The 22935-nt window shown below is 61.8% G+C and carries 12 protein-coding genes; 6 read left to right on the top strand and 6 right to left on the bottom strand.

What is annotated here, in order from left to right:
• The first annotated feature begins 126 nt into the window (after positions 1 to 126).
• Together CPA59_RS11820 and CPA59_RS11815 are read left to right on the top strand one after the other, a co-directional pair.
• A complete protein-coding gene (locus CPA59_RS11820) occupies positions 127 to 13146 on the top strand; it encodes a hemagglutinin repeat-containing protein (RefSeq protein ID WP_107759469.1) in 13020 nt (4339 codons plus the stop codon).
• A 3-nt stretch (positions 13147 to 13149) separates the two neighbouring features.
• Complete coding sequence (locus tag CPA59_RS11815) at positions 13150 to 13545, top strand: SMI1/KNR4 family protein (RefSeq protein ID WP_107759465.1); 396 nt, start codon at positions 13150 to 13152, stop codon at positions 13543 to 13545.
• On the opposite strand, the gene CPA59_RS11810 is transcribed toward CPA59_RS11815, so the two are convergent.
• From CPA59_RS11810 to CPA59_RS11800, 3 genes are all read right to left on the bottom strand, one after another.
• Entirely contained in the window at positions 13546 to 14088 is a 543-nt protein-coding gene (locus CPA59_RS11810) for an RNA 2'-phosphotransferase (RefSeq protein ID WP_107759463.1), read from the bottom strand.
• Positions 14089 to 14143: 55 nt separating this feature from the next.
• Positions 14144 to 14368, bottom strand: coding sequence for a SymE family type I addiction module toxin (locus tag CPA59_RS11805; protein WP_107759462.1), 225 nt, complete (start codon positions 14366 to 14368; stop codon positions 14144 to 14146).
• 85 nt (positions 14369 to 14453) lie between these two features.
• Positions 14454 to 14849 carry a helix-turn-helix domain-containing protein gene (locus CPA59_RS11800; protein ID WP_107759460.1) on the bottom strand — a complete coding sequence of 132 codons (396 nt, stop codon included), beginning with the start codon at positions 14847 to 14849 and terminating at the stop codon, positions 14454 to 14456.
• A 153-nt stretch (positions 14850 to 15002) separates the two neighbouring features.
• On the opposite strand from CPA59_RS11800, the gene CPA59_RS11795 reads away from it, so the two are divergent.
• The 4 genes from CPA59_RS11795 (at position 15003) to CPA59_RS11775 (ending at position 21551) form a co-directional block, all read left to right on the top strand.
• Positions 15003 to 18254, top strand: a complete 3252-nt coding sequence (locus tag CPA59_RS11795) for a CHC2 zinc finger domain-containing protein (protein ID WP_107759458.1) — start codon at positions 15003 to 15005, stop codon at positions 18252 to 18254.
• Positions 18247 to 19305, top strand: a complete 1059-nt coding sequence (gene xerC, locus CPA59_RS11790; RefSeq protein ID WP_107759456.1) for a site-specific tyrosine recombinase XerC — start codon at positions 18247 to 18249, stop codon at positions 19303 to 19305. The genes CPA59_RS11795 and xerC overlap by 8 nt, the downstream gene beginning before the upstream one ends.
• 911 nt (positions 19306 to 20216) lie before the next feature.
• Positions 20217 to 21152: a DUF6862 domain-containing protein gene (locus CPA59_RS23230; protein ID WP_107759467.1), complete on the top strand. Its 936-nt coding sequence runs from the start codon at positions 20217 to 20219 to the stop codon at positions 21150 to 21152.
• A gap of 3 nt (positions 21153 to 21155) precedes the next feature.
• A complete protein-coding gene (locus tag CPA59_RS11775; RefSeq protein WP_107759465.1) occupies positions 21156 to 21551 on the top strand; it encodes an SMI1/KNR4 family protein in 396 nt (131 codons plus the stop codon).
• On the opposite strand, the gene CPA59_RS11770 is transcribed toward CPA59_RS11775, so the two are convergent.
• The 3 genes from CPA59_RS11770 to CPA59_RS11760 form a co-directional block, all read right to left on the bottom strand.
• Positions 21552 to 22094, bottom strand: coding sequence for an RNA 2'-phosphotransferase (locus CPA59_RS11770; protein WP_107759463.1), 543 nt, complete (start codon positions 22092 to 22094; stop codon positions 21552 to 21554).
• A gap of 55 nt (positions 22095 to 22149) precedes the next feature.
• Positions 22150 to 22374 (bottom strand): SymE family type I addiction module toxin, encoded by a 225-nt coding sequence (locus CPA59_RS11765; RefSeq protein ID WP_107759462.1) that lies wholly within the window; start codon positions 22372 to 22374, stop codon positions 22150 to 22152.
• 85 nt (positions 22375 to 22459) lie between these two features.
• Complete coding sequence (locus CPA59_RS11760) at positions 22460 to 22855, bottom strand: helix-turn-helix domain-containing protein (protein ID WP_107759460.1); 396 nt, start codon at positions 22853 to 22855, stop codon at positions 22460 to 22462.
• Positions 22856 to 22935 lie beyond the last annotated feature (80 nt).

The following is a 22935-nucleotide window of genomic DNA, read 5'->3' as shown; positions in this document are numbered from 1 at the left end:
GCGCAAAAAATAAAAAACGGTACAGGTCTGTTCAACCGCGTTCGTTCCACACGATCTGAATGGGTTATGCAGGTGTGCCGTTAGGTTACTGGTTTGCCTTGTGCATTATTATTCAGGAGTTCAGGGATGAAAGCGGTGAAGACGTCGCAGCGGGTGCTGGTATGGGTGCTGGTGTGGCTGACGGGGCTGCAGCCGGTGCTGCCGGCGCTGGCGGCGGGGGTGACGGTGGCGTCGGGGAGCACGGCGCTGGAGGCGGCGGGCAACGGGGTGCCGGTGGTGAACATCGCCGCGCCGGATGCCGCGGGGCTGTCGCACAACCGCTACCACGACTTCAACGTTGACAGCCGCGGGCTCATCCTCAACAACGGCACGGCCCAGCTCAATCCGAGCCAGCTGGGCGGGCTGATACAGACCAACCCCAACCTGCAGGGCCGGGCGGCCGCGGCCATCCTCAACGAGGTGGTGTCGCCGAACCGCAGCCGGCTGGCGGGCTACCTGGAGGTGGCCGGTCAGGCGGCGAACGTGGTGGTGGCGAACCCGTACGGCATCACCTGCAGCGGCTGCGGCTTTCTCAACACCCCGCGCATTACCCTGACCACCGGCACCCCGCAGTTCGACGCGGCGGGGCAACTGAGCGGGCTGGACGTGCGCGGCGGGGACATACTGATAGACGGGGCGGGGCTGGACGCGAGCGGGAGCGACTACTTTGCGCTGATAGCGCGCACGGCGAGCCTGCAGGCGGGGCTGACCGCGCGCGACGCCCGGGTGGTGCTGGGGGCGAACCGGGTGGGCATGGACGGCGGGGTGACGGCGCAGACGGGGGACGGGCCGTCGCCGGCGCTGGCGCTGGACACCGGGGCGCTGGGGGGCATGTACGCCCACCGCATCAGTCTGGTGTCGACGGAGCAGGGGGTGGGGGTGAACACCGCCGGGCTGAGCGCGCGGCAGGGGGACATCCGGCTGGCGGCGAACGGGCGGCTGCAGGTGGGCAGCGCGATAGCGCAGGGCGACCTGACGGCGCAGGGGGCGACGCTGGCGCTGCAGGACCAACAGCAGGCGCAGGGGGCGATTGCGCTGAGCGGGACGCAGGGCATCACGCTGACGGGGAGCCAGACGCGGGCGGGCCGGGACCTGACGCTGGCGAGCGACGGGCGCATTGCGGCGGACGGCGGGCGGCTGAGCGCCGGGGTGGGCGACGACGGGGCGGTGCAGCCGGGGTACGGGCTGACGCTGAGCGGGTCGGCGCTGGCGCTGGGTCAGGCGCAACTGGCGGGCGACCGGGTAAGCCTGACGGCGTCGGGGGCGGTGAGCCAGGCGGCGGGCGGGGCGTGGCAGGCGGGCCGCGCGCTGACGGTGAGCGGCGGGGCGCTGACGCTGGACGGGGACGCCGGGGCGCCGACGGTGACGGTGAGCGGCGGCGACGTACGCGGCGCGGGCCGCTGGCAGGCGACGGGCGAGCTGACGCTGGACGGCGCGGGGGAGATGCAGTGGGACGGGGCGCTGCTGGCGGGGAGCGGGCTGACGGTGAGCGCGGGGTCGCTGAGCAGCCGGGGCACGCTGGCGGGCGGGACGGTGAGGCTGACGACGCCGGTGCTGGACAACCGGGGCACGGTGAGCGGGCGGCAGGTGACGGTGCAGACGCCGCAGCTGAGCAACCGCGGGACGCTGTCGGCGGACGAGACGCTGGCGGTGCAGGCGGCGGCGCGGCTGGACAACGGCGGGTCGCTGCTGGCCGGACGCGGGCTGACGATACAGGCGGGCGAGACGGCCAACCGGGGTACGGTGTCGGGCGGCACGGTGACGGTGACGGGGGACGGGCTGACCAACAGCGGCGCGCTGCAGGGGCGGGAGGCGGTGAGCCTCAATACCGTCGGGTGGCTGAGCCAGACGACGACGGGGTCGCTGGTAAGCGGCGGCGGGATGACGCTCTCAACGGGCGACATGGACACGGCCGGCCAGCTGACGGCGCAGGGGCTGTCGCTGAGCGCCGGGCAGTGGCGCAACAGCGGGGTGGTGAGCCTGGACGGCACGCTGACGGCGATGCTGGACGGGCTGACCAACAGCGGCACGCTTGCGGCCAACGGCGACACCCGGCTGACGCTGGGTACGCTGGATAACCGGGGCGTGCTGTCGGTGCGCGGGGCGCTGACGGTCAGCGGGGCCGACCTGTACAACGCCGGACAGTTGTCCTCACAGGGGGCGCTGACGCTGAGCGGCAATTACGACGGCGCGGGCAGCCTGAGCAGCGGCGCGGCGCTGCGCCTGCGCGGAACCACCCTCACCAACGACGGCGGCAACTGGCAGGGCAAGACGATAGCGGTCACCGGGCAGCAGATGGACAACCGGGGCACGCTGAGCGGCGGTCGCGTCACGCTTGAAGGCGGGCCACTGACCAACAGCGGTACCGTCACCGGGGTGGAGGCACTGACGGTGACCCTGCCCGGCGCGCTGAGCAACCGCGGGCGGCTGGAAGGGCAGACGCTGAGCGTGACGGCAGACCAGCTTGACAACAGCGGCACCCTGCTGGGGGTGGACGCGCTGACGCTGGCGATTACCGGCACGGCACGCAACCGGGCGGACGGCCAGTGGCTGAGCAACGGCGCGGGCCGGCTGACGGCGGGCGCGCTGGACAACCAGGGCCAGTGGCAGTCCGGCGCGATTGCCGCCACGGCGGATACGGTCCGCAACGCCGGGCAGTTGCTGGGGCTGTCGGCGCTGACGCTGACGACAACCGGCGCGCTGACCAACAGCGGGACCGGTCAACTGCTGACGCAGGGGGCGGCGGTGCTGAATGCGGCGGCGGCGGAGAACGACGGCGGGTGGCAGAGCGGCAGCCTGCTGCTGACGGTGGCCAGCCTGCGCAACGGCGGGCAGATACAGAGCGACGGCACGCTGACGGCGACGCTGGACGGGCTGACCAACAGCGGCACGCTTGCCGCCAACGGCGACACCCGGCTGACGCTGGGCCAGCTGACCAACAGCGGCGGGGTATCGGTGCGCGGGGCGCTGACGGTGGATGGCCGTGCGCTGCACAACGGCGGGCAGCTGGCCTCACAGGGGGCGCTGACGCTGAGCGGCAATTACGACGGCGCGGGCAGCCTGAGCAGTGAGGGCGCACTGAGCCTGCGCGGCAACACCCTCACCAACGACGGCGGCAACTGGCAGGGCAGGACGATAGCGGTCACCGGGCAGCAGATGGACAACCGGGGCACGCTGAGCGGCGGTCGCGTCACCCTTGAAGGCGGGCCACTGACCAACAGCGGCACGGTCACCGGGGTGGAGGCACTGACGGTGACCCTGCCCGGCGCGCTGAGCAACCGCGGGCGGCTGGAAGGGCAGACGCTGAGCGTGACGGCAGACCAGCTTGACAACAGCGGCACCCTGCTGGGGGTGGACGCGCTGACGCTGGCGATTACCGGCACGGCACGCAACCGGGCGGACGGCCAGTGGCTGAGCAACGGCGCGGGCCGGCTGACGGCGGGCGCGCTGGACAACCAGGGCCAGTGGCAGTCCGGCGCGATTGCCGCCACGGCGGATACGGTCCGCAACGCCGGGCAGTTGCTGGGGCTGTCGGCGCTGACGCTGACGACAACCGGCGCGCTGACCAACAGCGGGACCGGCACACTGCTGACGCAGGGGGCGGCGGTGCTGAACGCCGCGGCGGCGGAGAACGACGGCGCGTGGCAGGCCGCCAGCCTGACGCTGACGGCGGACAGCCTGCGCAACGGCGGGCGTATCGCCGGCGATGGCGGGCTGCATATCACGCTGCCGGTCGGGGACGACGACCCGCGGCGCACCCCGCGGCGGGCGGTGCGGCAGCTGGCGCAGGATGTGCAGGCGGTCAGCCTGCCGGCGGGCAGCCTGAGCAACACCGGCACGCTGGTCAGCGGCGGCGACAGCCGGCTAACCGGTCGTCGGCTGGATAACCAGGGCACACTGTCGAGCGGCGGTACACTGTGGCTGACGGCCGGCGACACCACCAACGGCGGCCGACTGGAAAGCCGCACCCTGCAACTGGTCGGCAACCAACTGAGCAATGGCGGCACGCTGCTGGCCGAGCAGGGCGGCGTGCTGAACCTGACCGGTGCGCTGACGGTGGGCGAACCGGGCCGGTTGCTGAGCAACGGCGACTGGCAGGTGCAGGCCGGCGCGGTGACCAGCCAGGGGGGCTGGCAGGGGCGTAACCTGCTGCTGACGGCGGATTCGCTCACCAACGGCGGCACGCTGCTGGCGGCGAACGACGTCACGCTGACCCTGACGCAGGGCTACAACGGTGGGGCGGGCAGCCGGGTCGTGGGCAATGGGGCGGTGACGGTGACGGCGGACACGGTCACGCAACTGGGCGAGCTGGGCGGTGAGCGGCTGCAACTGACCACCGGCACGCTGACCAACGGCGGGCGGCTGGTGGGGCTGTCGCAACTGGACGTGACCAGCCGGGGACAGCTGACCAACACCGCCGGCGGGGCGCTGCTGGGCAACGGTACCGCCACCGTGACGGCGGCGGGCCTCGACAACGCGGGGACCCTGCAGGGGGACGCGCTGACGCTGCAGGCGGGGACGGTGGACAACGCCGGCCGGGTGCAGGGCACGTCGGCGCTGACGCTGAGCGGGGTGTCGCGCTATACCGGCGGGGCCGGCAGTCAGCTGCTGAGCGGCGGCACGGCGGCGCTGGCCATCGACAACGCCGACAACGCCGGGCGGTGGCAGGCGGATGAACTGCGCGTTACCGGCGCGACGCTGACCAACGGCGGCACGCTGACCGGCCTGAACGGCCTGTCTCTTGACACCGCCAGCCTGACCAATACCGGGCAACTGACCACCCAGGGGCTGGCGACACTGCGCGGGCAGCAGTTCGACAACGGCGGCACGCTGACCGCGCTGGGCGGTTTTGACGCCCGCTACGGTGACCGTGTCACCAATCGCGCCGGCAGCCAGTTACTGAGCGGCGGCACCGGCCGCCTGACCACCGGCACGCTGCTCAATCAGGGGCTGTGGCAGTCGGACCGGCTGACGCTGGAGGCGGCGACGCTGGACAACCGGGGCACGCTGCTGGGGGTCACCGACGGCGTGATACAGCTCACCGGCGCCTATCAGGGCGGGGCGGCCAGCCGGCTGCTGGGCAACGGGGCGTTCAGCCTGACGGCGGCGACGCTGGACAACGCCGGGCAGATGCAGGCGCAGGACGTGACGCTGCGGGCGGCCCGCCTGCGCAATCAGGGCAGCATCAGCGGCGCCGGTCAACTGACGGCGACGCTGGATGACCTGCTGGAGAACACCGCCGGGGCGACGCTGCTCGGCGGGGCGGTGTCGCTGAGCGGGGCGTCGGTCAGCAATGCCGGGCAGATACAGGGGCGCGGCGGGCTGACGGTACAGAGTGGCGGCGTGCTGGACAACCTGGGCGGCGGGCAGCTGCTGTCGGGCGGGACGCTGACGCTGAACGCCGCGCAGCTGAACAACGCGGGCTGGGCGCAGGGCACGGAGCTGCTGCTGAGCACCGCGCAGCTGGACAACGGCGGCACGCTGCAGGCGCAGAACGGGCTGACGCTGCACCTGCCGCAGTGGACCAACCGCGGGACGGTGCAGGCGGGACTGTTGGACATCACCACCGACGGGGCGCTGGAGAACCGGGGTACGCTGCTGGGGCTGACGCGGCTGGCGCTGCAGGCGGCGAGCCTGACCAACGCGGACGGGGCGCGGCTGTACAGCGCGGGCGGGCTGCAGCTGCGTACCGGGCAGCTGACGCAGAACGGTCAGCTGGCGGCGCTGGGCGACCTGCGGGCGGACCTCGGCAACCCGTTCACCCTGACGCGCACGCTGGCGGCGGGGGGACAGCTGACGCTGAACGTGACGGGCGACCTGGTGCAGGGGGGGACGCTGCAGGGGAACGGGGTGACGGTGAGCAGCACCGGCACGCTGACGCAGCAGGGGCGCATCGTGGCGGGCAGTGGCAACAGCACGCTGTCGGCGGCGGCCATCAGCCAGACCGAGAGCGGCACTGTCCAGGGGGGCGGGCCGCTGAGCCTGCTGGCGAGCGGCGATATCACCAACCGGGGATTTATCGGCACGGCGGGCGACCTGCTGGTGCAGGCGGGGGGGATGATAGACAACAGCAGCCTGCTGTACGGCGGGGGCAATCTGCAGCTGCTGTCGGCCGCGCTGGTGAACCGGTACGGGAACATCCTGGCGGGGAACAGCCTGTGGATACAGCGTGACGCGGCAGGCAATGCGAGCGACAGCGTGCTGAACAGTTCGGGGACTATCGAGACGCAGCGGGGGGATATCCGCATCAATACCGGGACGCTGACCAACCAGCGGGAAGGGCTGACGGTGACGGAGAGCAGCAGCACGGCGGCGGACATGCCGGACTGGGCGGGGGGGACTACGGCACAGATCCCGGTGAGCTGGTTTAAAGACGGGGATTTGGGTTATACCAGTACTCAAATTTGCAGCTACCATGGGGGAGATTTTGGAGGGGATATTTGTGGCCCATCTAAATATTATGTTGTTCCCTATAATGTGGCTGATATTCAAAGAGTGGCTGTATATTCAAATGAGATAAAAGTTGTAAGCCAAAATGAGCCGGGGAGAATTTATTCCGGGAATGATATCATTTCTAATGCACAGAGTTTCATTAATAGTGCATCTAGTCTGTCGGCTAAAAATAATATTTTTTTGTCAGGGGGTAGCTTAAATAACACTTCTTATCAGGATGGGTATTACAAAAGAACATTAAAATATGTTTATAAAGCCAATTATCTTGATTTTGACCATGGGCTAGAATATAGAACTGTAGGTTTTGTTACAGCGCTTCCATCATCATATAGAATTAGGCCAAGTGAAGGGATTGAAATTCCTAATAATTTTTTACAAAACAAATTCATTCCCTATGAGCTTGAAGGGGAGCCTTTAGTTGATTTTGTAAGTGGCCAGTCCTACGCCGCCACCATTCAGGCGGGCGGCGCAATAACCGCTAATTTCACCCAGAATATCAGCAACACCAGCCTGCAGCCGGGCAGCGGCGGCTTTATGCCGTCGATTGCCACGCCCACACTCAGTGGCGTGAATGCGCCGACCCCGGTGGGGGCGCAGGCCGACCGCGGGCTGGGTGGGGCGTCGGGTAACGTCACGACTACCGCCCTGAGCGGCGCCGGCAGCGTGGCGCTGGCCGGGCAGGCGGGCAGCCTGAATGCCGGTTACGGCACGGTCACCCGCGATACCCCCACGTCCTCCGGCAGTCCGCTGACCCCGGTGGGTATCGGCTCCGGGCTGAGCGCCGCCGCCGGCGTGCCGGTGGCCGGGGCCAGCCTGACGCCGCTGGCGCCGTCCTCATTAAGCCCGCTGTCGCCGGGCGACCTGCAGGCGGCGCTGGCTCAGGGGCTGCAGCAGCTGGGCAGCCCGTCGCTGACCGACTACCCGCTGCCCACCAGCCAGAACGGGCTGTTCGTGGCGGATACCGCTAGCGACAGCCGCTACCTGATACGCACCAACCCGACGCTGAGCCGGCTCGGCCAGGTGGACAACGGCCTGTTCGGCGACCTGCGCGGCCTGCTGGGCCAGACGCCGGGCACCACGGTGCCGGTGGAGCGCAGCCCGACGCTGACCGACCCGACGCAGGTGCTGGGGTCGTCCTACCTGCTGGGCAAACTGAATCTGGACGCGGAGCACGACTACCGTTTTCTGGGCGACGCGGCGTTCGACACCCGTTATATCAGCAACGCGGTGCTGAGCCAGACCGGGCAGCGCTACCTGAACGGGGTGGGCTCGGAGCTGGCGCAGATGCAGCAGCTGATGGACAACGCGGCGGCGGAGAAAAGCCGGCTGAACCTGCAGCTGGGGGTGAGCCTGACGCCGGAGCAGGTGGCGGGGCTGAGCCACAGCCTGGTGTGGTGGGAGAACATCACGGTGGGCGGACAGACGGTGCTGGCGCCGAAGCTGTATCTGGCGCAGGCGGATAAAACCAACCTGCAGGGCAGCCGCATCGTGGCCAACAGCGTCAGCCTGAATGCGGGCGGGGATATCGATAACCGGGGCAGCACGGTGACGGCGGTGGAGGCGCTCAACATCGCCGGCGGCGGCACCCTGAGCAACCGTGAAGGCGGGCTGCTGAGCGCCGGCGGCGCGCTGAATCTGGTGGCGCTGGGCAATCTGACCAACAGCAGCGCGACGATACAGGGCAACCGGGTGACGCTGGCGAGCGTCAACGGTGACATCACCAATACCACCACCAGTAACCAGTGGCAGACGGCGGCGAAGGACGGCCGGGGAAGCGGGTCGCTGACGCGCACCGATATCGGCCAGGCCGGGCTGATAACGGCGCAAAACGGGCTGACGCTGCAGGCGGGGCACGATATCGCGCTGAACGGGGCGCAGCTGAGCGCGGGCGGGCCGCTGCAACTGGCGGCGGGCAACGACATCCGACTGACGGCGCTGACCACGGTGACGGATACGGTGCGCGAGGGCGGCGGGGCTACCACCGAACGTCGTCGTCAGGGGCTGGTGCAGAGTACGCTCGCCAGCGGGGGCGAGCTGAGTCTGAGCGCGGGACGTGACCTGAGCAGCACGGCGGGGCAGCTGAGCGCGGCGGGGACGCTGGCGCTGTCGGCGGGGCGTGACCTGAGCCTGCTGTCGGCCAGCGAGGAGCAGTTCAGTTCGAACGCGTGGACGCGGCACCTGGACTGGCAGCAGACGGTGACGCAGCAGGGCACGGTGCTGAATGCGGGCGGGGGACTGAGCCTGCGGGCGGGTCAGGACCTGACGCTCGAGGGGGCGCAGGCGGAAACGCGTGGCGCGCTGACGGCGCAGGCGGGACGGGACCTGAACCTGCTGTCGGCGACGGAAAGCCGGCATGATTTTTTTGAAGAGACGACGGTGAAGAAGGGGTTCCTGTCGAAGACCACCACGCACACGCTGCGTGAGACGGCGCAGACGACGGAGAAGGGGACGCTGCTGTCGGGGGGCAGCGTGGCGCTGACGGCGGGGCATGATATCGGGGTGCAGGCGTCCGCTATTGCCGGAGACAAGGCTGTCTCGCTGAACGCCGGTAACGATGTCAACCTGGTCGCGGGTATTGAAGAACAATGGCATCACGAGGAACAGACCAGAAAGAAATCCGGCTTGATGAGCAGCGGCGGTCTGGGATTCACCATCGGGTCACAGTCCAGCAAGGCCGGGTATGACGGAGCGGAAACCCGCCAGAGCGCCGCTCGCAGCGTGGTTGGCGCATCAGATGGCAATGTGGTTATTCAGGCCGGGAGAAATGTCGCCATTATTGGCAGTGACGTTATTGCTGCCAGTCAGACACCAACGGATGGGCGTCAGACTGGGAACATCAATGTTATTGCTGAAAATATTGCCGTTGCCCCCGGAATAGATACCCGTGACATCACCACCCGGCTTGAAACGAAAAGCAGCGGGATAAGTGTTGCGCTGAAAGGTACCCCGTACGATAGCTATCAGAATCTGCGCGATATCGCCAACGTGGACGGGGCAACACAGAAAGCCAGATTGTTTGCCGGTGAAATGGCGGCGATGGTGTTTGATGTGCCGCAACTGGCGATCTCGGTCGGACGTCAGGTGAGCCAGTCTGTACAGCATATCCAGGGGGTTTACCAAAGCGGCAGTGCGTTGACTGCTGCAGGCAATATCCAATTACATGCCGTCGGCAACGGCCAGCAGGATGCGGCCGGAAAGGCGCTGAGCGGCGATATTGTCGCCTCGGGCAGCGCGATACATGCCGGTGGCGATGTTCTCCTCAATGCAGCGCGTAATATCGTGCTGCAGAGCGCCAGTGATGCAGAACAAACCGGGCTGCAGTCCTCCAGTCATGGGACATCGTTCAGCCTGGCTACGCCCGGTATTGGCTCTGCCATTCGTCAGATTGGCGGTGGACCCAATCATGGTGTCGGGCTGGTGCCGTTTGCCAGTGAGAGCGCCCGGGAGACGCAGTCCGGGGATACGCAGGCGCAGACGCCCAGTACGATTAGTGGCCGGTCAGTGACGCTGAACAGTCAGACGGGTGATATCCGTGTCGCAGGAAGTGCGATAACAGGGGAACAGGATGTTGTGCTGCAGGCCGGCAACGGGAATGTGGTGATTACCCCCGGACAGAATCACGCCCGCAGTGAAACCAGCGGCAGTCGCAGTGTGATTGGCGACTTGGGCGGTGATGGGTACAGCGGAACCGTGGGTTGGCGGTCAACGACCTATCATTCACTGGATGACGTCAGCCAGCAAAGTGTGCTGAGAAGCCATATACAGAGCGGTGACGGTAATGTGCGTGTGTCGGCCGGGGAAAATGTGGCGATTGCCGGCGCCGATCTGCGCGCCGGTCAGTCCCTGCTGCTATCTGGACGTAATGTGACGCTTGATCCGGCAACCGATACCGAACATCGCACACGTGAACAGCAAAGCCGTCAATACGGGGTGACGACGGCCCTGTCCGGCTATGCGGTGAGTGCGGTGCAGTCCCTTGAGAAGCTGTCGCAGTCCGTGGAAGACAACCGTGACCCAAGATTAAGTGCGATTTATGCCGCACAGGCTGCGCTGAATCTGGCAACCAAAACCACGGTCACGCAAATGAACGGCGCGGCGATAAAAGTCACGGTCAGCGCCGGGGGCGGCAGCAGCCGTAGCGTGCAGCAGCAGGATAAAGTCAGCCGTGAAGGCAGCACCCTGTATGCCGGCGGGGATGTGCAGGTGAAGGCCGCTCAGGACATTAGCGCGACAGGCGCAGATATCCGGGGGCAAAATGTTGATCTGTCGGCAGGCCGAACGCTGACGCTGAAGGCGGCGCAAAGTCAGGATAGTGTGAATGGAAGTAGCAGCGGCAGCCAGTTTGGTGCCGGCGTGGGCTTTGGTCTGGGCGGGACGCAGAACGGCTTCACCATTGAACTGTCCGCCAGTGGGCAGAAAGGCCAGGAAGCCGGCAACAGTCAGCGTAATCAGTTGTCGCGGGTTACGGCAACTGGCGCGGTGAACCTGAACAGCGGCGGCGATACGACGCTGGATGGTGCGGTGGTATCCGGTGAACGGGTCAATGCGGATGTGGGTGGCAATCTGCACATCAGCAGCGTACAGGACAGTGCCACGTATGCCAGCAAAAACACCAGCGCAGGCGTCAACGTTAGCATTTGTGTTCCGCCTATTTGTGCCGGACAGACGGTGTCGGGTAATGCCAGCCTGAGCCAGCAGATTTTGAACAACCGTTATGCCTCCGTGATAGAACAGAGCGGCATAAAAGCGGGTGAGGACGGGTTTGCTATCCGGGTGGGCGGGCATACCCAACTGGACGGTGCTGTCCTGGCCTCGGCAGCCGGGGCGGAGAAGAACCGGCTGGAGACGGGAACGCTGGGCTGGCGTGATATAGCCAACGTCTCGAATTATCAGGGGCGGGGGATAAGCCTTACCGCCTCGACGGACAGCATGCCGGTAGGTGGCTTGTTACAGAGCACGGGTAAGGCGTCGGGAACGACCCGCTCTGCGGTGGCGCCGGGTACGATTCTAATCCGTGATGCGTCACAGTCGCAGGACATCGGGCAGCTCAGGCGGGATACGTCGGGCACGCTCGGGGCTGTGGCGGATGGTTTTAATCGCAGTGAGGTGGAAGACCGGCTGGCTATCCAGAAAGAGATGACCTCGCTGGGTGTGCAGGCGATGGGCGCGTATGGGGAGTATAAAAAGCGGGAAGCGGCCACCGCGGCAGCGCAGCGCCTGACCCAGGAAGGGGTGCCAGCCAGTGAGATGGAAAGCCGAATAAAGAACAGCGAGGAAGTCAGGAAGGCGGGGGAAAGTTACGCACCAGGAAGCGCCTACTGGGCGGCGGGTACCGCGCTGACGGCGGCGTTATCGGGAGGGTTGGGAGGAAACCTGGGTGGCGCGGTAAGTGGCGCGGCGGCGCCGTATCTGGCGAAACTGGTGAAGGATGTGAGCGATGGCAACGAGCCGGTGCGGGTGGCGTTGCATACGGTATTGGGTGCGTTTCTTGCACGGACACAGGGAGGAAGTGCGACCGGAGGAGCGCTGGGCGGTTTCACCGCGGCGGCGGCAAGCGGGCTGATTGCGCAGGCGCTGTACCCGAAAGAGAAGACGCTGTCGGCAGAGCAAAAACAGCTGGTGGCGAATCTGGTGATGATAGCGGGCGCTGGCGTGGGCGGTATAGCCGGTGGTAACCTGACGGAGGCCGGAAGTGCTGCGAATACGGCCAGGAATGAGGTGGAGAATAACTATCTGAGTGCGACGGAAGCCGAAAGGAAAGGGGTGCTGGAGCGCAAGGAAAAAGCCGGAACACTGACGGCGGACGAAGCCAAAGAGCTGGCAGATACCCGCAAGCTGGATAAAGACCGTGATCAGGCCATCCATGATATCTGCACGCAGGGCAACAAATCGGGCGGGGCGTGCTCGGCACTGGTAGCACAGGCACAGCAGGCGCTGAATACCTATGGCGGCAATGTCAGCTACAACCTGATATTTAAAGACCTGTACCCGCAGGATGCGGCCAATGCGAGCGCGATACTGAAAGGGCTGGATGAAGGGAGCATCACCCGCGACGCGGCCATCACGGCCATCGCCAAAGCGACCGGAAAAGGCTGGGATGAAGTGGCGTCGCAGTATGATACAGCTATGCAGTTGCAGGCGATCGCAATTGCTTTGGTTGGTATGAAAGGGATGCAGGTAGAATCAGCAGTGAATAAAGGCTCTAGTGCGAAACCAGGCAATAGTTCACTCTCAAGTTTTGATGCTAATGAAATTCGCTTTTCACAAAATACAGTTTCAAATAATAAAACAGATCGAGGTACAGGTGTGAAATACACTTATGATGATCTTGTTTCCAGCATGAGAAAAGATGGCTGGAAGGGGGATCCGGTTGATGTTGTGAAAATGCCTGATGGTAATATGACAAGTATGGATAATACTCGGATCAGCGCTGCCAGGGATGCGGGGATTAAAGTTGAAGCAAATGTTAGAAACTATGATGACAAGCTAACTTCTTCAGAAGTTGAACGCTTTTCGGATAGAAAACGTGATTTCGTTCCCCAAACTTGGGGGGAAGCAATAACTGGAAGAATTAATAAACAGTCAGGAGGATTTGGTGATAAAAATCCCTATGGTTCTTATGATGCACCTAGAATAACTGGGAGAGGGAAGTAAGAAATGAATGGCTATTTATATAAAGAAGATGATCTTTTTGATGGATTTAAATATCCGGATCTTTATCTAGAGATAATGTCTTTAGATATTATCCCTGATATAGAGCCATGGTCATTCATTTGTGAATTTAAAGAGTCCTCAGTGTTTTGGATGCATGAAGTTAAGACGCAATATCCTAATAGAAAGCTAGTGCCTTTTGCCAAAATGAGTTACTCAGATGATATTGTTTGTTTTGACGGTGAGGATACATCTGGTAATCCAAAGGTATACTATGTTCATGTCTTTGCTGCCGCTGGTTGGGAAGACAGAGGTTACACAGATAATTTTTCTGAATGGTTGGAGACGGCCCGTTTAGAGTCTGCTCGTTATAAGGCTGAACGAGCAGACGATGGTGAATAGCTATTCATCAATATACTGACAGGGAACAGAATCAGTTAACCAAACACCATTGTCAGCCTGAAAAAATTTAAAGCCCTGTTCATGCATAGTCAGGGCTTTTATTTTTAGTACAATCGGTTTTCCATGCCGACTTCCAACTTGAATTGCTGTCTCTTCATCACCAGATAGATGGACATATTGTCGATCTTTTGCATGTAATCCCTGAGCGCGAATTGATATTAGGAATCGTGTTGCAGTTCCATGATATAAAAACTCGGGAGGGATTTTTTCTTCATACGTTATATCTACCTGTTGTGATGAATGCCCTTGAGCTGCCCTGATACGTAATCCATCATCTGAAATCGTAAAGCGTTTTTTATCACTATTATCCACGATACTATGAATAAGACTATTATCGAGTGTATAGCCTTCTTTAACGGCACAAAGGATAAGATCGCTTATAATGGCCCATCCCTCTTTGTCCAAAGATAAACCTATGGCTTCAGGTTGATGGCGTAATATGTAACTTAAAAACTTACTGATATCTGTGTTTTTTTTGCTCATGATAATGATCTCAAGTAAATCCCGGCCCTTGCGCCGGGATCTTTGTTTTTACCGGTTAGATCCTAATCTCCGCCTCAATCACCAGCCGCCCGCGCTCGACGGTGACGATAACCGGCTGGCCGGTGTTAAAACCGAGATCTTCCAGCCAGCGGCCCTTGAGCGTGAGTTGCGGCGGCGGGTTGCCCTTCATGCCGTTGGGGGCGTAGCCGACGGTGTAATGCCGTTGGGGTTCTTTTACTTCAGTTACGCGGGGTTCTGCCTTAGAATCGCGTCCAGCCATAGTAACTACCTCTCGTTAGTTGCTTGTGGTTAGCGGAGGTGATGAGGTGCGAACTCATCGCCGCCGCGTTAAAAATCCTGTCTTTTTAGCCGTCCAGTCCGTCCGCTCCGGCCTGTTGCGCCTGAGCAATCACGGCGTCGAGCATCTCCGACACTAGCTTCTGCCTGCTTCTGGGCAACTGGCCTATCACCTGAATCTGCTGCTCCAGCCGTGACGCCGGGCCGCGCTTGCGCGGTGGCGGGGTATGGCTGTCGCCCAGCAGGGCATCAAGAGAAACGGAAAGCTGTCTTGCCACGGCAGGCAGCACTGAAATCTGTATCCGCCGCCGCCCGGACTCCCATGACTGAACAGCCTGCTGGGAAACGTTCAGTGCCTGCGCGAGCTGAACCTGAGTGAGTCCGGCGTCTTTACGCAGGGCGGTGATACGCTTGCCGAGTTCGGTCATAAAAATCTGTTCTTCACTACTGATAGATGCCGCCATCGTGGATGAACCCTGTGCTGGTAAAGTCCTGATGGCCATAATCTACCTCCTATTTTACATCTCACTGTTGTAAATACTACCCACTGCGGTATATGCTTGTCGAGTTATTTTTACTGAAACCCTATTGACAGGTTTTTGACAGGAGCAGCGGAAATGGGACGAATGACACCGGCAGAGCTGGAGCAACTGAAACGCGGGGTGTCGCTGCGGGCCGTGGCGCAGAGTCAGGGTCATACACTGAAAAAGCAGGGGGCGGACAGTTATGTCTGCCGGTGCCCGTTCCATCAGGAAAACACGCCGTCCTGCGTCATCACGCCGTCGAAAAACCTGTATCACTGCTTCGGCTGCGGGGCGTCGGGGTCGGTGCTGGACTGGCTGCAACACACCGAGCGGCTGACCTGGCCGCAAACCCTGTTGCGGCTGCGGGAACTGGCTGGCAATCCGTCTTTTTTAGCCGCCCCGGTGGTTCCGGCTTCGCCGTCTGCGGCGCGTACCAGACTCGCCGATCTGGATGATGACGGTCAGGCGCTGCTGAATCAGGTTATCCAGTTCTACCACCAGAGCCTGCTCAACAGCCCGGAGGCGCAGCAGTGGCTGGCCGGTCGCGGGCTGGCTCATCCTGAACTGGTGAGCCACTTCCGGCTGGGGTTCGCCGGTCATCATGGTATCGGCGGCAGCGCGGGGCTGCTGCCGTCCTCGTCGAGTCAGGAGGGCAAGCGGCTGCGCGAGAAACTGGCCGGGCTGGGGGTGCTGCGGTCCGCCACCAGACAGGACCACTTCCGGGGCTGCGTGGTGATGCCGGTTATCGGCTGGTCGGAATCGGCGAATGTGGCGCAGCGTGGCCGGGTGATGCAGTTGTACGGGCGTCGGGTGCAGCCGGACCACAAAATCCTCAAAGGCTCGCCGAAGCACCTGTACCTGCCGTCGCCACTGGCCGGGGTGTGGAACGAGGAAGCCCTGAAGGCGTCGTCGGACCTTATCCTGTGCGAGTCGCTGATCGATGCGATGACGTTCTGGTGTGCCGGGTTCCGCAATGTCACCACGGCTTACGGGGCCAACGGCTTTACCGCTGACCATCTGGCCGCGTTGCAGTATCACGGGGTGAAGCGGGTGCAGATAGCCTATGACCGTGATGAGGCGGGCGACCGGGGCGCGGCGTCGGTGGCGGCGGAGCTGCTGGAAGCGGGTATCGAGGCGTGGCGGGTGCGGTTCCCGCCGGGGCTGGATGCGAATGCCTATGCACTGAACAGCGGCAACCCGGAAAGCGCGTTAGGGCTGGCACTGGAGCAGGCGCAGTGGATGGGGAACGGGTCCGGCCCCGGCGTGGTGTTCCGCGCTGACGCGGGGGTAAACGGTGAGTCTGAACCTTCTTCCTTAGCCGCCCCGGCGGGCGTACCGGCACCGACGGTGGCGGGCGAGTTAACCGCGTCCGGCGACCTGCTGCTGACTCACGGCCCACGGGTGTGGCGGGTGCGCGGCTGGCAGAAAAACACCGTACAGGACGTGATGAAGGTCAACGTGCAGGTGCGGGACGCGTCAACCGGCGCGCTGTATGTGGACTCGCTGGACCTGTACAGCTCGCGGCAGCGTCAGGGGTATGTGAGCGCGGCGGCGGCGGAACTGGGCTGTGAGGCGTCGGTCATCAAGCGCGAGTGCGGGCGGGTGCTGCTGATGCTGGAGCAAAAGCAGGATGACGTGCGGCAGGCGGCAGCGCAGGCCGAACGTGCTCCGGCGGTCACGGTGAGTGCGGAAGACGAAGCGGCGGCACTGGAGCTACTGACATCCCCCGACCTTGCGGCGCGTATCGTGGACGACCTCGCGGCCTGCGGGGTGGTGGGGGAAAGTACCAATCTGCTGACCGGGTATCTGGCGGCGACGTCGCGCAAGCTGGATAAACCGCTGGCCGTCCTGATACAGAGCAGTTCGGCGGCGGGAAAATCCTCGCTGATGGACGCGGTGCTGGGGATGATGCCGGAGGAAGAGCGTATCCAGTACAGCGCGATGACCGGGCAGAGCCTGTATTACCTCGGTGAAACCTCGTTACAGCACAAGATACTGGCGATAGCCGAGGAAGAGGGGGTGCGGCAGGCGGCGTATGCGCTCAAGCTGTTGCAGTCGGACGGGGAACTGAAAATCGCGTCAACCGGCAAGAACGAGCAGAGCGGCGAACTGGTGACGCGGGAATACAAGGTGCAGGGGCCGGTGATGCTGATGCTGACCACCACGGCCAGCGACGTGGACGAAGAGCTGCTGAACCGCTGTCTGGTGTTGACGGTGAACGAATCGCGGGAGCAGACGCAGGCCATCCATGCGATGCAGCGCCACGGGCAGACGCTGGCCGGACTGCTCCAGTCTTCAGAAAAGCAGTACCTGACCCGGCTACACCAGAACGCACAGCGGCTGTTACGGCCGCTGAAGGTGGTGAATCCGTATGCCGACCGGCTGACGTTCCTGTCGGACAAGACCCGCACCCGGCGCGACCATATGAAGTACCTGACCTTAATCCAGGCCATCGCGCTGTTGCATCAGTACCAGCGTGAGGTGAAACGGGTGACGCACCGGGGCACGGTCATCGAGTATATCGAGGTGGAAAAGGGCGATATCGCGCTGGCCAATCAGCTGGCCCACGAGGTGCTGGGCCGGACGCTGGATGAAATGCCGCCGCAGACGAGGAAGCTGCTGGTGTGGCTGAAGGGCTGGGTACAGGAGCGGGCGCAGGGTCAGGCGGTGAAGGCGGACGAGATACGGTTCACGCGGCGGGAGGTGCGGGCAGCGCTGGGGTGGGGTGACACGCAACTGAAAATCCACCTTGGCAGGCTGCTGGAAATGGAATACCTGCTGCTGTTCCGTCGCGGTCTGACGTATGAATACGGGCTGCTGTGGGACAGTGACGACAACGGCGGGGCGCACCTGTGCGGGCTGCTGGAGGTGGAAGACGCGACCCCGGAGACAGAGGGCAATGCCGACCGGTCGGGGTCGGATACCGCTCAGTCGGCCCCCGGTCGGGGTATGGTCGGCAGCCGGTCGGTGGGTGAAAAACCGGCGTCAGGCCAGACAGGGCAAGGGCTGACGGCAAAAGCGGTCGGGTCTGAGCCAGACGCGGTAATCAGGGGAAAACCCACATCGCCTGCCGTGCCGCTGCCTGCGAGTAAAAACGGCGTGGCTGAGGGCAATGCCGACCGGTCGGGGCTGGAGGTCACTCAGTCGGCCCCCGGTCGGGGTGTGGTCGGCAGCCGGTCGGGGCGTGAAAAACCGGCGTCAGGCCAGACAGGACAAGGCTCGGATACCGAACTGGTCGGGGTGAAGCCGGATACGGTAAACAGGCGGAAACAACAATCGCCATCCGCGCCGCTGCCTGCGGTCGGCGATACGCCGGTTGAGAACGCGGGGGTGACACATGGCTAACCGTAAACCCCGCGCCGATGCGCTGCTGACGGTGGATGACGTCTACAGAAAACCCATCGGCCCGGCCAGTGACCCGAAAAGCCTGTACGCGCTGCTGCTGCGGTTCGTGGCGTGGCGTCGGGAGCGGAACTGGTCGGAGACCACGCTGAAGACGCAAACCCATCATCAGTACCGGTTCATCCTGTGGGCGGCGGAGCGCGGGTTGTACTATGGACGTGACATCACCTTACCGATACTGGAGCACTATCAGCGTCACCTGTACCAGTACCGCAAACCGAACGGGGAGCCGCTGAGCACCCGGACGCAACGCAGCCAGTTGGGGCCACTGGTGGTGTGGTTCGGCTGGATGACCCGCCATCATCTGCTGCTGGCCGACCCGGCGTCGGGTCTGGTGTTGCCGCGACTGGAAAAGCGGCTGCCGCGTCATATCCTGAGCGTGGCGGATGTGGAGCAGGTGCTGGCGTTGCCGGACCTGACCACGCTTCAGGGCATCCGTGACCGGGCGCTGATGGAGCTGCTGTGGTCAACCGGGATACGGCGGGGTGAAGTGGCGATGCTGGAGGTGTACAGCGTGGACGCGAGCCGGCATATCGTGACCATCGTGCAGGGCAAGGGAAAGAAAGACCGGGTTATCCCGGTCGGCAAACGGGCGTTAGGATGGATAGCGCGCTATGTGTGTGAGGTGAGGCCGCAACTGCTGGTGAATCCGCACTGCCCGGCGCTGTTCGTGGCACTGGACGGCATCGAGGGTCTGACGCCGAACGGCATCACCAATCTGGTGAGTCACTACATCAGGGCGTCGGGAATAGCGAAGTGGGGAAGCTGCCACCTGTTCCGTCACGCGATGGCGACGCAGATGCTGGAGAACGGGGCGGACCTGCGGTGGATACAGGCGATGCTGGGCCACGCGAGCGTGGAGAGCACGCAAATCTACACGCAGGTCTCAATCCGGGCGTTGCAGGCGGTTCATGCGAGTACCCATCCGGCGGAGCAGCCGGACACCCCGGAGCCGGACGACACGCCCGCGTTGCCGGACAGCCCGCAACGTTAGCGCTCTCCGGTTGAGTGCGGCGGGAGCGGGTTCGGCAGACAGCCCGTGGGGCTGACTGCCGTCATGCCACGTCGCGGGCGGGGGTAAACGTCCGCCCGGCCAGCGTTGTGCGGCGGTGCTCTCCGTCAACCCGGCGGCTGGCCGGTCAGCCGTTCAACATAATGCGGGGGATTATACGAAGCTCGCCGGGCAAGCTCACTGCTCTTTCCCGCCGCGTGGAGCGGCTCGTATCGTATAATCCGCATTATGTCTTGCGCCCCCGCCACCGGCATCGTGGGTCAGGCGCGGCGCGCAAGGCGGCGCCTTCCGCTGTCGGCGGCGGTGTGCGTTCTTCGGCTTCCTGGCCGCCTTGTGTCGCCGGAAACACCGGCGTCGGCGTTGAGTCCCGACGTCATCCGGTATCCCCCTCGCGTTATCCTCAACATCCACCCCCAGGAAGAAGTCGGCCCGTCGGGCCTCCGCTGAAAGGCATTACCTCGCCCCCGCCCCAACCCCGCTTCACTGGCTGCGCCCGGCTCGCAGTCGCAGGCTCCTTGCTCGTTCCCGTGCTCGCCATCTCCGCCCCGTGCGGCCCCCGCCGGGGGCCTCCCTGCTTAACATCTTCTCTTGTGGGCTTCGCCAGCCCACGCCCGGCAGACGCTTCACCGTCCCGCAGGCAAGCTGCGGAACGGCTCGCGCCGCGATAAGGGCGAAAGGCGAAACGTGTAATGGCAGCGGCTGCCGCCGCTGCTATGATGCGAGGGTTGCAGGCAAAAGCCCCGGCAGGGCGGTAGCGTGTCGGGGTGAAAAAGTGCATATCGGGGCTTGGGTGTCCGGGTATCAAAACGCATCAGGGAAAACCGGCTGTAACCGGCTGACGGCACAGGGAAAAGTGGTGTTCGTCGGCTGACTTCGCAACGGATGACGTTGTTGTGGAGAATAACTATCTGAGTGCGACGGAAGCCGAAAGGAAAGGGGTGCTGGAGCGCAAGGAAAAAGCCGGAACACTGACGGCGGACGAAGCCAAAGAGCTGGCAGATACCCGCAAGCTGGATAAAGACCGTGATCAGGCCATCCATGATATCTGCACGCAGGGCAACAAATCGGGCGGGGCGTGCTCGGCACTGGTAGCACAGGCACAGCAGGCGCTGAATACCTATGGCGGCAATGTCAGCTACAACCTGATATTTAAAGACCTGTACCCGCAGGATGCGGCCAATGCGAGCGCGATACTGAAAGGGCTGGATGAAGGGAGCATCACCCGCGACGCGGCCATCACGGCCATCGCCAAAGCGACCGGAAAAGGCTGGGATGAAGTGGCGTCGCAGTATGATACAGCTATGCAGTTGCAGGCGATCGCAATTGCTTTGGTTGGTATGAAAGGGATGCAGGTAGAATCAGCAGTGAATAAAGGCTCTAGTGCGAAACCAGGCAATAGTTCACTCTCAAGTTTTGATGCTAATGAAATTCGCTTTTCACAAAATACAGTTTCAAATAATAAAACAGATCGAGGTACAGGTGTGAAATACACTTATGATGATCTTGTTTCCAGCATGAGAAAAGATGGCTGGAAGGGGGATCCGGTTGATGTTGTGAAAATGCCTGATGGTAATATGACAAGTATGGATAATACTCGGATCAGCGCTGCCAGGGATGCGGGGATTAAAGTTGAAGCAAATGTTAGAAACTATGATGACAAGCTAACTTCTTCAGAAGTTGAACGCTTTTCGGATAGAAAACGTGATTTCGTTCCCCAAACTTGGGGGGAAGCAATAACTGGAAGAATTAATAAACAGTCAGGAGGATTTGGTGATAAAAATCCCTATGGTTCTTATGATGCACCTAGAATAACTGGGAGAGGGAAGTAAGAAATGAATGGCTATTTATATAAAGAAGATGATCTTTTTGATGGATTTAAATATCCGGATCTTTATCTAGAGATAATGTCTTTAGATATTATCCCTGATATAGAGCCATGGTCATTCATTTGTGAATTTAAAGAGTCCTCAGTGTTTTGGATGCATGAAGTTAAGACGCAATATCCTAATAGAAAGCTAGTGCCTTTTGCCAAAATGAGTTACTCAGATGATATTGTTTGTTTTGACGGTGAGGATACATCTGGTAATCCAAAGGTATACTATGTTCATGTCTTTGCTGCCGCTGGTTGGGAAGACAGAGGTTACACAGATAATTTTTCTGAATGGTTGGAGACGGCCCGTTTAGAGTCTGCTCGTTATAAGGCTGAACGAGCAGACGATGGTGAATAGCTATTCATCAATATACTGACAGGGAACAGAATCAGTTAACCAAACACCATTGTCAGCCTGAAAAAATTTAAAGCCCTGTTCATGCATAGTCAGGGCTTTTATTTTTAGTACAATCGGTTTTCCATGCCGACTTCCAACTTGAATTGCTGTCTCTTCATCACCAGATAGATGGACATATTGTCGATCTTTTGCATGTAATCCCTGAGCGCGAATTGATATTAGGAATCGTGTTGCAGTTCCATGATATAAAAACTCGGGAGGGATTTTTTCTTCATACGTTATATCTACCTGTTGTGATGAATGCCCTTGAGCTGCCCTGATACGTAATCCATCATCTGAAATCGTAAAGCGTTTTTTATCACTATTATCCACGATACTATGAATAAGACTATTATCGAGTGTATAGCCTTCTTTAACGGCACAAAGGATAAGATCGCTTATAATGGCCCATCCCTCTTTGTCCAAAGATAAACCTATGGCTTCAGGTTGATGGCGTAATATGTAACTTAAAAACTTACTGATATCTGTGTTTTTTTTGCTCATGATAATGATCTCAAGTAAATCCCGGCCCTTGCGCCGGGATCTTTGTTTTTACCGGTTAGATCCTAATCTCCGCCTCAATCACCAGCCGCCCGCGCTCGACGGTGACGATAACCGGCTGGCCGGTGTTAAAACCGAGATCTTCCAGCCAGCGGCCCTTGAGCGTGAGTTGCGGCGGCGGGTTGCCCTTCATGCCGTTGGGGGCGTAGCCGACGGTGTAATGCCGTTGGGGTTCTTTTACTTCAGTTACGCGGGGTTCTGCCTTAGAATCGCGTCCAGCCATAGTAACTACCTCTCGTTAGTTGCTTGTGGTTAGCGGAGGTGATGAGGTGCGAACTCATCGCCGCCGCGTTAAAAATCCTGTCTTTTTAGCCGTCCAGTCCGTCCGCTCCGGCCTGTTGCGCCTGAGCAATCACGGCGTCGAGCATCTCCGACACTAGCTTCTGCCTGCTTCTGGGCAACTGGCCTATCACCTGAATCTGCTGCTCCAGCCGTGACGCCGGGCCGCGCTTGCGCGGTGGCGGGGTATGGCTGTCGCCCAGCAGGGCATCAAGAGAAACGGAAAGCTGTCTTGCCACGGCAGGCAGCACTGAAATCTGTATCCGCCGCCGCCCGGACTCCCATGACTGAACAGCCTGCTGGGAAACGTTCAGTGCCTGCGCGAGCTGAACCTGAGTGAGTCCGGCGTCTTTACGCAGGGCGGTGATACGCTTGCCGAGTTCGGTCATAAAAATCTGTTCTTCACTACTGATAGATGCCGCCATCGTGGATGAACCCTGTGCTGGTAAAGTCCTGATGGCCATAATCTACCTCCTATTTTACATCTCACTGTTGTAAATACTAC

Source organism: Dickeya sp. Secpp 1600, from assembly GCF_003049805.1.
GTDB classification, from domain to species: Bacteria; Pseudomonadota; Gammaproteobacteria; order Enterobacterales; family Enterobacteriaceae; genus Dickeya; species Dickeya fangzhongdai.
Note: the sequence above shows the minus strand (reverse complement) of the source record. Positions and strands in the feature narration are given on the sequence as shown.